This is a genomic window from Acetobacter okinawensis JCM 25146, from assembly GCF_000613865.1.
Taxonomy (GTDB): Bacteria; Pseudomonadota; Alphaproteobacteria; order Acetobacterales; family Acetobacteraceae; genus Acetobacter; species Acetobacter okinawensis.
Genome location: NZ_BAJU01000001.1, coordinates 200,816 through 215,450 on the forward strand (window position 1 = coordinate 200,816; position 14,635 = coordinate 215,450).

The 14,635-nt window shown below is 57.6% G+C and carries 12 protein-coding genes and 3 pseudogenes; 4 read left to right on the forward strand and 11 right to left on the reverse strand.

Translation table 11 applies throughout. The annotated features are described in order from the left end of the window. Window positions 1-11: 11 nt before the first annotated feature. On the reverse strand, window positions 12-779 hold the full coding sequence (purC, locus tag JCM25146_RS01040) for a phosphoribosylaminoimidazolesuccinocarboxamide synthase (RefSeq protein ID WP_025825214.1): 768 nt from the start codon (window positions 777-779) through the stop codon (window positions 12-14). Window positions 780-927: 148 nt separating this feature from the next. Further along, window positions 928-2,276, reverse strand: a pseudogene (purB, locus tag JCM25146_RS16305) (adenylosuccinate lyase). Window positions 2,277-2,440: 164 nt separating this feature from the next. On the opposite strand from purB, the gene JCM25146_RS01050 reads away from it, so the two are divergent. The 4 genes from JCM25146_RS01050 (at window position 2,441) to JCM25146_RS01065 (ending at window position 6,116) form a co-directional block, all read left to right on the forward strand. Then, the gene (locus tag JCM25146_RS01050) at window positions 2,441-3,049 is read left to right on the forward strand and encodes a YjbE family putative metal transport protein (RefSeq protein WP_025825216.1); all 609 of its coding nucleotides are present in this window, start codon (window positions 2,441-2,443) and stop codon (window positions 3,047-3,049) included. 83 nt (window positions 3,050-3,132) lie between these two features. Next, window positions 3,133-5,103, forward strand: a complete 1,971-nt coding sequence (locus tag JCM25146_RS01055) for a lytic transglycosylase domain-containing protein (RefSeq protein WP_025825218.1) — start codon at window positions 3,133-3,135, stop codon at window positions 5,101-5,103. Continuing rightward, window positions 5,103-5,585: a phosphatidylglycerophosphatase A family protein gene (locus tag JCM25146_RS01060; RefSeq protein WP_025825220.1), complete on the forward strand. Its 483-nt coding sequence runs from the start codon at window positions 5,103-5,105 to the stop codon at window positions 5,583-5,585. The genes JCM25146_RS01055 and JCM25146_RS01060 overlap by 1 nt, the downstream gene beginning before the upstream one ends. Window positions 5,586-5,600: 15 nt before the next feature. Next, window positions 5,601-6,116: a CinA family protein gene (locus tag JCM25146_RS01065; protein ID WP_025825222.1), complete on the forward strand. Its 516-nt coding sequence runs from the start codon at window positions 5,601-5,603 to the stop codon at window positions 6,114-6,116. An 8-nt stretch (window positions 6,117-6,124) separates the two neighbouring features. Here JCM25146_RS01065 and JCM25146_RS21825 read toward each other — a convergent pair whose 3' ends face one another. The 9 genes and pseudogenes from JCM25146_RS21825 to trpC all read right to left on the reverse strand — a co-directional run bounded on the left by JCM25146_RS21825 (window position 6,125) and on the right by trpC (window position 14,634). Then, the gene (locus JCM25146_RS21825; RefSeq protein ID WP_148298917.1) at window positions 6,125-6,427 is read right to left on the reverse strand and encodes a hypothetical protein; all 303 of its coding nucleotides are present in this window, start codon (window positions 6,425-6,427) and stop codon (window positions 6,125-6,127) included. A gap of 50 nt (window positions 6,428-6,477) precedes the next feature. Then, window positions 6,478-6,963 carry a type II toxin-antitoxin system RatA family toxin gene (locus tag JCM25146_RS01070; RefSeq protein WP_025825224.1) on the reverse strand — a complete coding sequence of 162 codons (486 nt, stop codon included), beginning with the start codon at window positions 6,961-6,963 and terminating at the stop codon, window positions 6,478-6,480. Continuing rightward, window positions 6,963-7,937, reverse strand: coding sequence for a lipoyl synthase (lipA, locus tag JCM25146_RS01075; RefSeq protein ID WP_025825226.1), 975 nt, complete (start codon window positions 7,935-7,937; stop codon window positions 6,963-6,965). The genes JCM25146_RS01070 and lipA overlap by 1 nt, the downstream gene beginning before the upstream one ends. Before the next feature lie 138 nt (window positions 7,938-8,075). Further along, a pseudogene (gene lpdA, locus JCM25146_RS16310) lies at window positions 8,076-9,487 on the reverse strand (dihydrolipoyl dehydrogenase). Between the two features lie 30 nt (window positions 9,488-9,517). Then, a pseudogene (locus tag JCM25146_RS16315) lies at window positions 9,518-10,772 on the reverse strand (pyruvate dehydrogenase complex dihydrolipoamide acetyltransferase). Window positions 10,773-10,784: 12 nt separating this feature from the next. Continuing rightward, on the reverse strand, window positions 10,785-12,140 hold the full coding sequence (locus tag JCM25146_RS01090) for a pyruvate dehydrogenase complex E1 component subunit beta (RefSeq protein WP_025825228.1): 1,356 nt from the start codon (window positions 12,138-12,140) through the stop codon (window positions 10,785-10,787). 6 nt (window positions 12,141-12,146) lie between these two features. Then, complete coding sequence (pdhA, locus tag JCM25146_RS01095) at window positions 12,147-13,157, reverse strand: pyruvate dehydrogenase (acetyl-transferring) E1 component subunit alpha (protein WP_025825230.1); 1,011 nt, start codon at window positions 13,155-13,157, stop codon at window positions 12,147-12,149. Window positions 13,158-13,287: 130 nt separating this feature from the next. After that, window positions 13,288-13,764 (reverse strand): cyclic pyranopterin monophosphate synthase MoaC, encoded by a 477-nt coding sequence (gene moaC / locus JCM25146_RS01100; RefSeq protein ID WP_025825232.1) that lies wholly within the window; start codon window positions 13,762-13,764, stop codon window positions 13,288-13,290. A 3-nt stretch (window positions 13,765-13,767) separates the two neighbouring features. Further along, complete coding sequence (trpC, locus tag JCM25146_RS01105; protein WP_025825234.1) at window positions 13,768-14,634, reverse strand: indole-3-glycerol phosphate synthase TrpC; 867 nt, start codon at window positions 14,632-14,634, stop codon at window positions 13,768-13,770. Window position 14,635 lies beyond the last annotated feature (1 nt).

Genomic DNA, 14,635 nt, shown 5'->3' on the forward strand with positions numbered 1-14,635 from the left:
ACCCGTAGGGGTTACTGAACTGTTTCTGGGCCCTTCATGTCGCCCCCTGCGCCGTTTTCGGGCAGAATGCCCATGCGCCGCGCTACTTCCTGATACGCTTCCTTCACGTTGCCCAGATCGCGACGGAAGCGGTCCTTGTCGAGCTTTTCGTTCGTGTGGAGGTCCCACAGGCGGCAGTTATCGGGCGAAATTTCGTCGGCCAGAACAATGCGCATGTCCTCACCTTCCCAGCAGCGGCCGAATTCGAGCTTGAAATCCACCAACTGGATGCCGATACCGCTGAACAGACCACACAAAAAGTCGTTCACGCGCATGGCCATGCCGGTCATGTCTTCCAGATCATGCGGGCAGGCCCAGCCAAATGCGATAATATGATCTTCCGACACCAACGGGTCGCCCAGTTCGTCGTTCTTGTAATAGAACTCGACAATCGGGCGCGGCAGGCGCTGACCTTCGGGGATGTTGAAGCGCTTGGAAATGCTGCCAGCAGCAACATTGCGGATCACCACTTCAAGCGGGATAATCTCCACTTCCTTGACCAGCTGCTCACGCATGTTGATCCGGCGGATAAAGTGGGTTGGAATGCCAATTTCCTGCAAGCGGAGCATCAGATGCTCGCTAATGCGGTTGTTGAGCACGCCTTTGCCGGTGATCACACCGCTTTTGGCGCCATTGCCAGCCGTGGCATCGTCCTTGAAGTATTGCACAAGGGTACCGGGCTCCGGACCTTCAAAGAGGATTTTGGCTTTACCTTCATAAAGCTGGCGGCGACGGGCCATGATGATCCTTACCTGTCGAAAGTGTGCGGGCGGTTGGGCCACCGCCCCAAAAACCGGGGGCCGCACAGGCGGCTTACCCCTTTATTCATCCCATGTTCATAGCAGGCTTCCCGCGTGGAGGATACAGCCTGTAAAACCGGATGGGCTGTTACTGGGCGGGGCCTGCCTCGCCAAAGATTTTTTCAAACTGGATGTCAATCGCCTTTAGGTGCTGGCGGCTGTCCATGGCGGCATCCAGCACATCGGCAGGAATACGGCCAGAAATTTCGGTGTCATCAGCCAGATTTTCACGGAATGTCCGACCTTCGGGTGTGCCCAGCTTGGTCCATGTGGCCATCGCGTTGCGCTGGACAATGCGGTAAGCATCCTCGCGCGAGAGGCCTGCTTTGGCTAGTGCGAGCAGCACTTCACCAGAGTGCACGACACCGCCCAGACTTTCGATATTGGCGGCCATGCGGTCCGGGTAGACAACCAGCTTAGAGATCATGCCCGACAGACGGGCAAGGGCAAAGTCCAGCCCAATGGTGGCATCAGGCAGATGTTACGTTCAACCGAAGAATGGCTGATGTCGCGCTCATGCCACAATGCCACGTTTTCCAGAGCAGGAATAACGGCAGCGCGGACCAGACGGGCAAGGCCGGTCAGGTTTTCGGTCAGCACCGGGTTACGCTTGTGCGGCATGGCAGAGGACCCCTTCTGCCCCGGATGGAAAAACTCTTCCGCTTCGCGCACTTCCGAGCGCTGGAGATGGCGGACTTCTGTTGCCAGCCGCTCAATACCACTTGCAATGACTGCCAGCGCACAGAAGAACGCAGCATGCCGGTCACGCGGGATAACCTGAGTGGACACGGTCTCGGCCTGCAAGCCAAGGCGTTCGGCTACATAAGCTTCCACGCGGGGGTCAAGGTGGGCGTAGGTGCCGACCGCGCCGGAAATGGCACAGGTGGCAATTTCTGCCCGTGCGGCTTCAAGCCGGGTTTTGTTGCGGGCGAACTCGGCATAATGACCGGCGATCTTGAGCCCGAAGGACGTGGGCTCGGCATGGATGCCGTGGCTGCGGCCAATGGTCAGGGTGTGCTTGTGTTCAAACGCACGTGCCTTCAGGGCGGCCAGTGTGTCGTCCAGATCCTTGAGCAGCAGGTCGGTTGCCTGCACAAGCTGTACTGCAAGGCAGGTGTCCAGCACGTCCGAGGATGTCATGCCAAGGTGGACAAAGCGGCTTTCGGGCCCCACTTTTTCTGCCAGCCATGTCAGGAACGCAATGACGTCATGACGGGTTTCGGCTTCGATCTCGTCAATTCTGGCAAGGTCAGCATCGGAGAAGGCAGCCATGGCGGCATTGCCTTTTTCACGCACCACTTTGGCCGCTTCCTTGGGGACTGTTCCGTACTCGGCCATAGCCTCGCAGGCCAGTGCCTCGATCTCGAACCAGATTCGATAGCGGTTTTCGGGGGACCAGATTGCGGCCATGACGGGGCGGGTATAGCGCGGCACCATAACGCGGATTTCCTTAACCAGAACAGTTTGAATGTCAGAACAGGTGGCGTCTCTCTAGCGGATTTCATGCATGTCGTCTGCCCGCAATACGGAAAACTTTGACATTTTCTGCCGCGTGCCAGAAATTCCGCCCACTTAACGCGTATTCTGGAATCGGAGTTACTGTGGCCAGCCTATTTGATTCTGCCAGTTTTCCGGCAATAGCTGCTCTTTTGCAGGTTGTGCTGATCGACGTTACTCTGGCTGGAGACAACGCAGTTGTCATTGGCATGGCAGTACGCTCCCTAAGTGGCGCGCAACGGCGTAAGGCCATATGGGCCGGTGTGGGGCTGGCTGCGGTTATCAGGGTGCTGCTTGCTCTTGTTGCGGTCAAACTGCTTGCCATTGTCGGGCTGACACTGGCTGGCGGCCTGCTGCTGCTATGGGTCTGCTGGCGCATGTACCGCGAGATGCAGCACGGCTCTGCGGAAGGTGATGGTGGGGCAAATGCTCCGGGTAGCCTGCGTTCGGCCATTATCAAAATCCTGATCGCAGATTTGTCCATGAGTCTGGATAACGTGCTGGCGGTTGCCGGGGCTGCGCGTGAACACCCGGGTATTCTGGTCATGGGGCTTGCGCTGTCTGTTGTGCTTATGGGGCTTGCGGCCTCCCTGATTGCGCGCTTGCTGGAGCGTTATAAATGGATTTCCTGGGTGGGGCTGCTGGTTGTGCTGGCTGTTGCCGTGGAACTGATTGTCAGTGGTGGTGGAGAGGTGTGGGGTCACCTGTCCTGAGCCTGACGCAGGCGTGACTGGCAGGCGCATGACGCACGACAAAAGAGCTTGCCATTTGTAACAAACCCGTTGAATCCTCGGGTATGATCCGCTCCTATCCTTCGTGGCGGCGCCAGCTTGCCGCCGCAGTATCACTGGTCGGGTTTTCCCTGACTGCCTGCTCTGGCCCCTCTGCGCAGCCGGTATCCGCTCCGGCGGATAATGCTGTCTCTGGTGCGCCATCTGTGCAGGGGCACGCGTTATCTGGCAGTCTGAATGACCGACTGGATACATGGCTCCGCCTTGTCGGCCCCACCCATGCCAGTGCTCAGGATTATGCGGATTTTCTGCAATCTGGTGGGATATGGCCACGCTGGTCCTTGCTGGTGCTGCGCATGCAGCAGGCTCTGGCGAACGAAATGGATACTCAGGTGCTCGCGCGCCTGTGCCATAGCCAGAAGCTGACCTATGCGCCCGCTCTTGTACAATGCGCCACACAACTGGCGGATGACAGGCCACTCCAGAAGCAACTGGCGGCTCAGGCTGTGACCGCTTGGACGGATGGGAACGATACAGCCGCTGCAGCCAGCGCCCTGACCAGCACATTCGGGGCAGCTCTTACACCCCGGAGTTCATGGTTGCGTTTTGACCGGGAGGAACGGACAGGCCAACTCAGTGCCGCCCAGCAGACACTGCCTTACCTGTCCGCTAGCCAACTCGCTCTGGCACAGGCACGGCTGGCGTTAAGGAATAACGATGCCGCAGCGCAGTCTTTGCTGGAGGCCCTGCCCTCCTCCGCGCGTACCGACCCGTGGCTTGTGCTGGATCAGGCCCGGTGGCTGCGAAAACAGCAGCGTTACGATGAAGCTGTAGCGTTGTGGAAAGCGGCTGGCGTTGAGGCTGAGAGAGCCACCCGTTCCAAACTGTTCTGGCGTGAGCGCGATGCCCTTGCGCGTGAACTGATACAGCAGAATCGGGCGGCGGACGCCTTTGCCGTGGCGAATGACACGGTAACCGATGGTGAAAGCAGACTGGATGCGGTGTTCCTGAGCGGCTGGATCACCCTGCGCATGCAGCATGATACGGCTACGGCCGAAGACTTTTTTCGCCAGTTAACGCTCTCTCCCTCCCTTATCACGCGCAGCCGTGGGTTTTACTGGCTCGGTCGCGCGCGTGCTGCTAGTGGGAATACGGTCTCTGCACAGGCAGACTGGCAGCGGGCAGCTGCCTCTCCCGGCACGTATTACGGTCAGATGGCCGCAGCAACTCTGGCGGGCCAAGGCAATGCCCTGCTGGCTCCCGGGCAGGTTCCGGATATGATCGTACATTCTTTGAAGGAGATGGACAGCGCAACGCCACATATCTCTGAAGATGTTCTGCCAACGGGGAATGACCTGCTTCTGGCCGCACTCCGCCTTGCGTCCATGGGGGACAGGGAACATACGCGCGACTTTTTAAGCCTGTTTGAAAAACAGGTGACCGATACGCCACAACGGCAGGCCCTTGCATCCATGGCGTTGCGTTTGGGCGTGCCAGATGTTGCCGTGACCATAGCGCGCCACGCTGGGCGTGATGGCGTGTTTATGCTGCGTTCGGGCTGGCCCCTGCCCTATACACCGCCACAAAGCACTTTGCCGCAGGGGTTAGTGCTTGGCCTGATGCGGCAGGAAAGCAGCTTCAACCCCGATGCCATCAGTCCGTCCAATGCTATTGGTCTTATGCAGATCAAGCCTTCCACTGCAGCGGATATGGTGCGCGCTGCGGGTGTACCGTCATCTGCGGCTACGGCTGTCGGGCTGCATAATCCGCAAAACAATATGCAACTGGGTACGGCTTACCTGCTGCATATTCAGGACCGCTTTGGCCCAGTCGTACCTTATCTGGCAGCTGCGTATAATGGTGGACCAACCCGACTGGCCAAATGGCTGGCTACTGCAGGTGATCCAGCACGCAGCGGGGCAGACATGGAACAGATGATCGACTGGGTAGAAAACATACCCTATGCCGAAACACGGAATTATGTGCAGCGTGTATGGGAAAATATGACTGTTTATAAAGCACTGGGAACTCCCTGATGACCCTTGCCCGTCTGATAGCAACATTTGGTGGCTGCGGCCTTGCCCCCCGTGCTCCGGGCACGGTTGGTTCTTTTGCTGCTCTGTTGGTGGGCTTGCCCCTGCTGCGGCGCCCCCGTGCGCTGCTATGTGCAGGAGTTACAGCAACACTGGTGGGCTGGTGGGCGACCAGCCGGGCCGGAGAAGGCGAAGACCACAGCTGGATCGTGATTGATGAAGTGGCCGGAATGTGGATTGCCCTTCTGGCATGTCTGCCAGATAGCCAGCATGATGGAGCCTGCCCAAAGGCCGCGCAGCGTCTGTTGTGGCCTATTGTGGCGTTTGGGCTGTTCCGTCTGTTTGATATTACCAAGCCTGGCCCCATTGGTACGCTGGATAAGCGCCACGATGCTCTGGGGGTGATGGGGGATGACGTGCTGGCGGGTTTTGCCAGTGCGGGTTGTGTTTTGGCCTTACGCAGGGTGCTGGCACGTAGGGCATGAGCCGAGGAGCTGGATATGACGGATAAACCTGTGGTTTTCAGTCATGCGCTTTTAGCCCGAACCACAGATGTTGTGGACGCGTTGCGCCACGCTGGTTTGCGGGTTGTCACGGCAGAAAGCTGCACGGGCGGGCTTTTGGCCGGTGCCCTGACGCATTTTTCGGGCTCATCCGATGTGACTGAAGGCGGCTTTGTAACCTATTCCAACGCCATGAAGCAGGCAGTGCTGGGTGTGCAGGCAGACACACTGGCAACCCATGGTGCTGTGAGTGCCCGCACTGTGGAGCAAATGGCTGAAGGCGCACTGCATGCCTGTGCCACAGCGGACATCGCCGTTTCCATTTCCGGCATTGCTGGTCCCGGTGGCGGCAGTGCAGACAAGCCCGTTGGGCTGGTCTGGTTTGCAACAGCCCTGCGTGGTGCGGCCACGCGTACAAACCAGCAGATATTCGCAGGTGAGCGCGCAGATGTGCGTGAGCAGGCCGTATTCCATGCTCTTGAACTTGTGGCAGAGCGGCTGAATTCTTTGTAGGGCGGCTCTCAGCGCCTGTCGGCTGGGTTGTAAACTGGCGCTTCCAGAAGCTCGGGGGCCAGAACGCCGGTTCCTCTGGCTATTGTTCCATCCGGTAGTGCTGCTGGGGGTACTGGCGGTGCGACCGGTATACGCCGTTGTGCATCGGCCAGACTTTGAGTGTTCAGCGCCTCTGTTGTCGGGTCATTGTGCACTACGGCTGGTGCTGTAGGTGTATATGCTTTTGGTCCGTGCTGCGGGTTGTGTTCTGCCGCATGAGCAGCATTCCCCACAAGACTTCCCAGTAGAAGCAGGCAAAACAGTCTGGGCATTCTGGTCTCCCTTTTGTTCGTGGTCTGGCTGCTACTGGTGTTGCGTTGTCTCAGCCTGCGTGGTTCTGGCCGGACAGGGCAACCGTGGAACCCGCCAGAGGCACTGGTGGCCCATAAACCTCCTTGGCCCGCTTGATAAAGGCGGAGACCATCAGGCGTGTGGCCTCAGTAAACACCACCCCAATTGCCGCCTGAAGAATGCGGGAATTGAATTCGAAATCGACAAAAAAATCGACCTGACAGCCGCCCGCATGGGGCATGAACTTCCACACATTGCGCAGGTAGCGGAAAGGGCCACGCTCATAGCGCACGGTAATGGTGGTCGGGCGCTCCAGTGTGACACGCGACGTAAAACTTTCCCGGAACGGGCCAAACCCAATGGTCAGGTCAGCTACCAGCTCGGTTTCGGTACGTGTGCGCAAGCGCGCGGCAACGCACCAGGGTAAAAAGGCCGGATAGTGTGCAACGTCTGCAACCAGATCAAAAATCTGGTCCGGACGATAGGGCAGAACACGCGTCTCTGCGTGTTTGGGCATTACTGAGCCTCCTTCAGGCGTTTGTTACGTGCTTCGCGGAGTTGGGCAAAGTCTGTATCAGCATGGTAGGAAGAACGGGTAAGAGGGCTGGCACTGACCTGTAGAAAGCCTTTTACGCGTGCCATGGTGCCGTAGTCCTCAAACTCTTCGGGTGTGACAAAGCGCGCAACGGCGGCGTGCTTGACCGTGGGCTGCAGATACTGCCCCATCGTAATAAAATCCACATCTGCAATGCGCAGATCATCCATGACCTGAGCGAGTTCCATTTTTTCTTCCCCCAAGCCCAGCATCACACCAGATTTGGTAAAAATGGAAGGATCAAGCTGTTTTACGCGGTCCAGCAGACGCATAGACTGGTAATAGCGTGCACCCGGACGAATGGTGGGGTACAGGCGGGGCACGGTTTCCAGATTATGGTTGAATACGTCCGGCCGGGCCTTAACCACGACCTCCAGTGCTCTGTCCTTGCGCAGGAAATCCGGTGTCAGGATTTCAATGGTTGTGGTGGGGGATGTGGCCCGTATGGCCTGAATGACATGGGCAAAGTGTAAAGCCCCACCATCGCTAAGGTCGTCGCGGTCAACAGAGGTAATGACCACATGACGTAGGCCCAGCTTGGCCACGGCCTCGGCCACACGTGCGGGTTCCCCCTCGTCCAGCGGTTTGGGCAGGCCCGTGCTGACATTGCAGAACGCACAGGCACGGGTGCAGACCTCCCCCATAATCATCATGGTAGCGTGGCGCTGTGACCAGCATTCCCCAATGTTCGGGCAGGCGGCTTCCTCACACACTGTGACAAGTTTGTTGTCACGCATGAGTGCGCGTGTTTCGTGGTATGTTGGGTGGTTGGGCGCTTTAACGCGGATCCATTCCGGCTTGCGGGCAATGGGGTTGTCCTGCCGATGAACTTTCTCCGGATGCCTTATCCGGCTTGTGCCACCTTTGCGATGATCGATCTCGACACGAGTAGACATGACTTCGCCCATTTTTACCCCAAGAGTTCAGATAGAACTGGAATGTCCCTGCAGACACGTCAAGGCGTGAAGAGGCTCTGTAGGGGGAAGGTACATCACACCATGGAGATTGATGCCCTTCCCTACCCCCAAAAGGAACTAGAAGTGCAAAGCGCCATCATAGGCGGCAAGCACAGCTTCATGCATGGATTCAGAAATGGTCGGATGCGGGAAAATGGTTTCCGCCAGTTCTGCCTCGGTCAGTTCACCTGTACGGGCGATTACGTAACCCTGAATCATTTCCGTCACTTCGGCACCGATCATGTGTGCGCCAAGGAGTTCGCCTGTTTGGGCGTCAAATACGGTTTTGATCAGCCCGTCCGGCTCACCCATGGCCAGCGCCTTGCCATTGGCAATGAGCGGGAACCTGCCAACACGCACCTTGTAGCCAGCTTCCTTGGCTTTTGCTTCCGTGTAACCAACAGAGGCAATCTGGGGGCGGCAATAGGTGCATCCGGGTACTTTTGTCGGGTCAATGGGGTGGACTGTCTTGCCGGCTATGGCCTCCACACACATGACGGCTTCATGGCTGGCTTTGTGCGCCAGCCATGGCGCTCCTGCCAGATCCCCGATGGCGTAAACGCCGGGTTCACCTGTACGGCACAGGGAGTCTGTGACCACATGTGTCCGGTCTACCTGAATTTTGGTACCTTCCAGGCCGATGTTTTCCACATTGCCGACAATACCCACGGCAGAGATCACCCGGTCAGCCACCAGTGTTTCAGTCTTGTCACCAAGCGTGACAGGGATGTGGACCTCGGTTGCCGTTTTTTGCAACGTGCCAACCTGGGCGCCGGTCAGGATGCGTATGCCCTGTTTTTCAAAGGCTTTGCGGGCAAGCTGGCTGATTTCTTCGTCTTCTACGGGTAGAATACGTTGTGCTACTTCTACCAGTGTCACATCCGCACCCATATTGCGGTAAAAGGATGCAAATTCGGTGCCAATGGCGCCAGAGCCAATAACAACAAGGCGTTTGGGCATATCTTCTGGCACAAGGGCTTCCTTGTAGGACCAGATAAGTTTGCCATCAGGTTCCAGCCCGGGCAGGACGCGCGCGCGCGCGCCGGTGGCCAGAATAACGTGCTGGGCAGTCAGGGTGGTCGGGGCCGCGCCGTCCTGGCTGACAAGCACCTTACGCCTGCCATTGGCCTGCGTACCATCCAGCTTGCCATAGCCGTTAAAAACCGGAACCTTGGCTTTTTTCAGCAGATGGGCAACACCTGATGACAACTGCTTGGACACGGCGCGCGAGCGGGCAATGATTTTTTTAAAATCAAAGCTTACTCCTTCGGCCTTGAAGCATAGGCAGGCAGGTCATGCAGAAGGTGGTTGATCTCCGATGCGCGGAGGAGCGCCTTGGTAGGGATACATCCCCAGTTCAGGCAGATACCTCCAAGGTGCTGGGCTTCCACCACTGCTACGGAGAGTTTAAGCTGGGCAGCGCGCAGGGCGGCAACATAGCCGCCCGGCCCACCACCAATGACAATAATGTCAAAATCTGTCTGGCTCATGATGCCAAATTTCTCCCGAAAGAGGCTGCGTTACAGAACAAGAGCCAGAGGCGACTGCACGATGGAACGGAACGCCGAGAGCCATTTGGCCGCCGTAGCGCCATCCACCGCGCGGTGATCGACCGAGAGCGTAACAGTCATGACTGTTGCTATCCTGATCTCATCCCCACTCACAACAGGCTGGCGTTTGCCTGCGGCAATGGCCAGAATGGCGGCCTGAGGCGGGTTTACAATGGCGGCAAATTCCTTGACGCCAAACATACCCATGTTGGAAATGGAGAATGTTCCGCCCTGGAACTCTTCTGGCTTGAGCTTACCAGCCCTTGCGCGCGAGACGAGGGATTTGGCTTCCTGGCTGATCTGCTTCAGGCTTTTGCGCTCGGCAGCCCGGACGATGGGGGTTATCAACCCGTCATCGAGAGAGACTGCGACCGAAATATCCGCATCGTCGTGCAAGATCATGGCGTCTTCTGTGAACGAGGCGTTCACTTCTGGTACCTGTTTGAGTGCCAGAGCCGCAGCCTTGATCAGCATATCATTGACTGACAGCTTGAAGGAATCCTGGCCTTCATCACTGGAGAGAGCGTTCAGTTGCGCGCGCAGCGCGATCAGAGCATCCAGCTCCACATCCATGGAAACATAGAAGTGGGGAATGGTTGCCTTGGATTCACTCAGGCGGCGGGCAATGACCTTGCGCATGGTGGTGTGCGGCACCGAGCGGCTGCCACCACCAGATACGGGGGCAGCAGCTTGCGCGTGGGAAGGAAGAGAGGCACTGGCTTTGCTCTCTGCCGCTTCCACGTCCCGCTTGACAATACGACCATGCGGGCCAGTCCCCTTGATGGAGGCAAGGTCCACGCCTTTTGATGCGGCAATCCGGCGAGCCAGAGGGGACGCAACAATACGGTTGGTCGGACGTGCCACCTGTGGGGTCGTAGCCGGTGCAGAGGCCGGTACGCTAGCAGTCACCGCGGCGTTAGCTACTGCAGCAGGTGCTACAGCCGTAGCGGGTGTAGCGGGCGTGGGAGCGGCTGGTACAGCCTCCCCTTCCTCTACGACAATGGCGATGGGGGTGTTGACTGCAACGCCCTCGGTCTTCGGGGATGAGGATGCGGCCAAAAATGCCCTCTTCAATGGCTTCTACTTCCATTGTGGCCTTATCGGTTTCGATCTCGGCCAGAACATCACCACTATTGACCGTATCTCCCTCCTTTTTCAGCCAGCGGGCAATTTTACCCTCTATCATGGTGGGAGAGAGGGCGGGCATCAGAATTTCAATTGCCATCTTTACAGCACCTCAGATCAGGCTGCGCACGGCTTTGACCACGTGCTCAGGCTGCGGCAGAGCCAGTTTTTCCAGATTGGCGGCAAACGGCATGGGCACATCTTCACCGGCTACGCGCACTGGGGGCGCATCCAGCCAGTCAAAAGCGTGTTCGATAACCTGCATGGCCACTTCCGCGCCAATGCCAGCAAAGGGCCAGCCTTCTTCCACTGTAACAAGGCGGCTGGTTTTTTTAACACTGTTGATAATCGTTGCCGTATCCAGTGGACGAATGCTGCGCAGGTTGATCACTTCGGCTTCAATGCCCTGCTTGGCAAGCTCTGCGGCTGCATCCAGAGCGGTCCCGACAGCAATGGAAAACGCAACAATGGTCACATCTGTGCCTGCGCGTTCGATTTTGGCCTTACCAATAGGCAGGATGAAATCCTCATCAACCGGGCAAGGGAATTTCTGCCCGTAAAGAATTTCATTTTCCAGCACGATAACCGGGTTAGGATCACGGATTGCCGCGCGCAGCAGGCCCTTGGCATCTGCCGCAGACCAGGGTGCGACCACCTTAAGCCCCGGTACATGCCCATACCAGCTTGCATAACACTGCGAATGTTGTGCCCCAACGCGCGCAGCAGCCCCGTTGGGGCCACGGAAGACAATGGGGCAACCCATCTGTCCGCCAGACATATAAAGCGTTTTGGCGGCGGAGTTGATGATGTGGTCAATGGCCTGCATGGCAAAGTTCATGGTCATGAACTCGACAATCGGCTTGAGCCCGGTCAGTGCCGCCCCAACGGCCATCCCTGTAAAACCATGCTCGGTAATGGGCATGTCCAGAACACGCTTGGGACCAAACTCCTGCAACAACCCCTGCGAGATCTTATAGGCACCCTGATAGTCTGCAACTTCTTCCCCGAGCAGAAAAACATCTTCGTCTCGGCGCAGTTCGGCTGCCATGGCGTCGCGCAGGGCTTCACGCACCGTGATCTCGCGCGTTTCGCCCCATTCACGTTCGGGTTCAGGGGCTGCGTCCAGCACAGGCGAGGCAGGTGTGCTGGCGGGGGTCTGAGGTGCCGTTGCGGTTTGTGGCGCAGGTGCTGCGGGCTGGCTGGCTACGCTGTCCGGCACGGCCTCACCATCTTCCACCACAATGGCGATGGGGGTGTTAACGGCAACGCCCTCAACCCCTTCTCCAATCAGAACGCGGCCCAGAATACCCTCTTCAATGGCTTCAATTTCCATTGTGGCCTTATCGGTTTCGATCTCGGCCAGAACATCGCCAGCCGCAATCATGTCCCCTTCCTTTTTCAACCAGCGGGCAATTTTGCCTTCGGTCATGGTGGGGGAAAGGGCGGGCATTAAAATTTCAGTTGCCATAATTACTCAGGCCTCCAGCACAACGTCCGTATAGAGTTCAGAAGGATCAGGTTCCGGGCTCGTCTGTGCGAATTCGGCTGAGTCGTTCACGACGGCTTTGATTTCGGTTTCCATGGCTTTGAGCGTGGCTTCTTCCACGCCTGCGTCAAGGAGGATATGCTTGACATGCTCAATTGGGTCGCGGGTCTTGCGCACCTGATCGACCTCTTCACGCGTACGGTATTTTGCCGGGTCGGACATGGAGTGACCACGGTAACGGTAGGTCATCATTTCCAGAATGTAGGGGCCTTTGCCAGCCCGGCAGTGCGCTACGGCTTCAGCCGCGGCAGCATGCACGGCTGCAACATCCATGCCGTCAACCTGCTGGCCGGGAATACCCCAGGGCTCGCCATTCTTGTACAGATCATGCGAGGCGGAGGCGCGCTCGATTGCTGTGCCCATGCCGTATTTGTTGTTTTCGATGACAAAAATACAAGGCAGCTTATGCAATGCAGCCAGATTGAAGCTTTCGTAAACCTGCCCCTGCCCTGCGGCACCATCCCCAAAGTATGCAACGGCCACTTCGTCTGTGCCGCGATATTTGTTGGCAAAGGCCAGTCCTATGCCAAGGGCAACCTGAGCGCCGACAATGCCATGCCCACCATAGAAGTTCTTCTCGCGCGAGAACATGTGCATGGAACCGCCCTTGCCATGCGAGTAGCCTGTGGCACGGCCCGTTAGTTCTGCCATAACGCCACGCGGGGTCATGCCTGCAACCAGCATCTGCCCATGGTCGCGGTATGATGTGATGAGTTTGTCACCGTCCTTGAGGCACATCTGGAGGCCCACCACAACGGCTTCCTGACCGATGTAAAGGTGGCAGAACCCGCCGATCAGACCCATGCCGTAAAGCTGACCGGCTTTTTCCTCAAATCGGCGGATCAGCAGCATATCGTGGTAAGCGCTCAGGAACTGCTCTCGGGTCAGGGATGGGCCGTTGCCACCCGCTGCGCCAACCTGCTCAGATGTTGTTTCCATGTATGGACCCTCTACGATACATAGGTAAATGCGTCTTGACGTAATGTTTTGGCCGCCAGAGGACTGGCCGGTTCGAACATTTTATCCTGTTTTTGTATAAAAAAAATGCCGTTTGGTCAGGGTATCTTGGTTATGTGGCGTTATATTCTCCTGACCGGCCACCACTTTTGTGTCGGAGCCGGGTGTTGTCTATGCGCATGCCGCGATCAACGGCCTTGCACATGTCATAGAGTGTGAGTGCCGCAGCAGACACCGCAGTCAACGCCTCCATTTCCACCCCGGTTGCGTCTTTTGTTGTAACAGTCGCAGTGATCTCGATTTTGTCATCGCTGGCGACCAGATCAACCGTGACAGATGTCAGGCGCAGCGGATGACACAGGGGGATAATGTCAGCCGTTTTTTTTGCAGCCATAATCCCGGCGATCCGCGCCGTTGCCAGCACGTCCCCCTTTGGCATGGAGCCAGAAACAATCAGTTCAAGCGTGCTCGGGTGCATATGCACGTCTGCTGCAGCTACGGCCTTGCGGAATGTTTCGTCCTTGCCGGAGACATCGACCATCCGGGCGTGCCCGGATGAGTCCAGATGGGTCAGGGGCTGGTCGCTCACGGCTTACTTCAGTCCCAGCAGCGTACGGGCAGCAACTCCGGGGTCTGGCTGGCGCAGCAGGGTCTCGCCGACCAGAAAGCCGGTTACGCCAATGGCGGCAAGCTGGTCGATTTCCGCGTGGGTTTTAATCCCGCTTTCGGAGATGATAATCCGGTCCGGCGGCACCAGCGGCGCAAGCTGGCTGGTGGTGTTGATGTCGGTGGTAAGTGTTTTGAGGTTGCGGTTGTTAATTCCGATCAAAAACGTGTCCAACGCCAGAGCGCGGTTCAGTTCGTCCTCATCATGCACTTCGACCAGCACATCCATGTCCAGCCCTTTGGCATGGTCCACCAGTTCCAGCGCCATCTCATCAGTCAGGATGGACATGATGAGCAGGATGCAGTCAGCACCAATCATGCGGCTTTCATAGACCTGCCATGGGTCAAGAATAAAATCCTTGCGCAGGATAGGCAAAGAGCAGGCCGCCCGCGAGGTTGCCAGATCCTCGTTTGCGCCGTGGAAGCATGAGCTTTCGGTCAGCACGGAAATGCATGCGGCTCCAGCCTGCTCATATGCAAGGGCGATCCGTGCGGGATTGTAGTCTTCTTGCAAAATACCGGCCGAAGGAGATGCCTTTTTAATTTCGGCAATCAGGCCCACGGCGCGGTCGGCAGCCTTTTCCTTTAACGCGCGACCAAATCCGCGTGGAGCTTCCTTGGTTTCCTGCGCCTTTGCGACCACTTCTTTAAGGGGGTGCAGGGTGGAGCGATGTTCCACTTCCAGCCGTGTCCGAGCACAGATGCGGGAGAGAACATCTGGGAGTTCATCCGCCTTGCAATCGGGTATGGTGGCGGAGGCAGCTACAGTGGACGTGGAAGATGGATCGTTCATG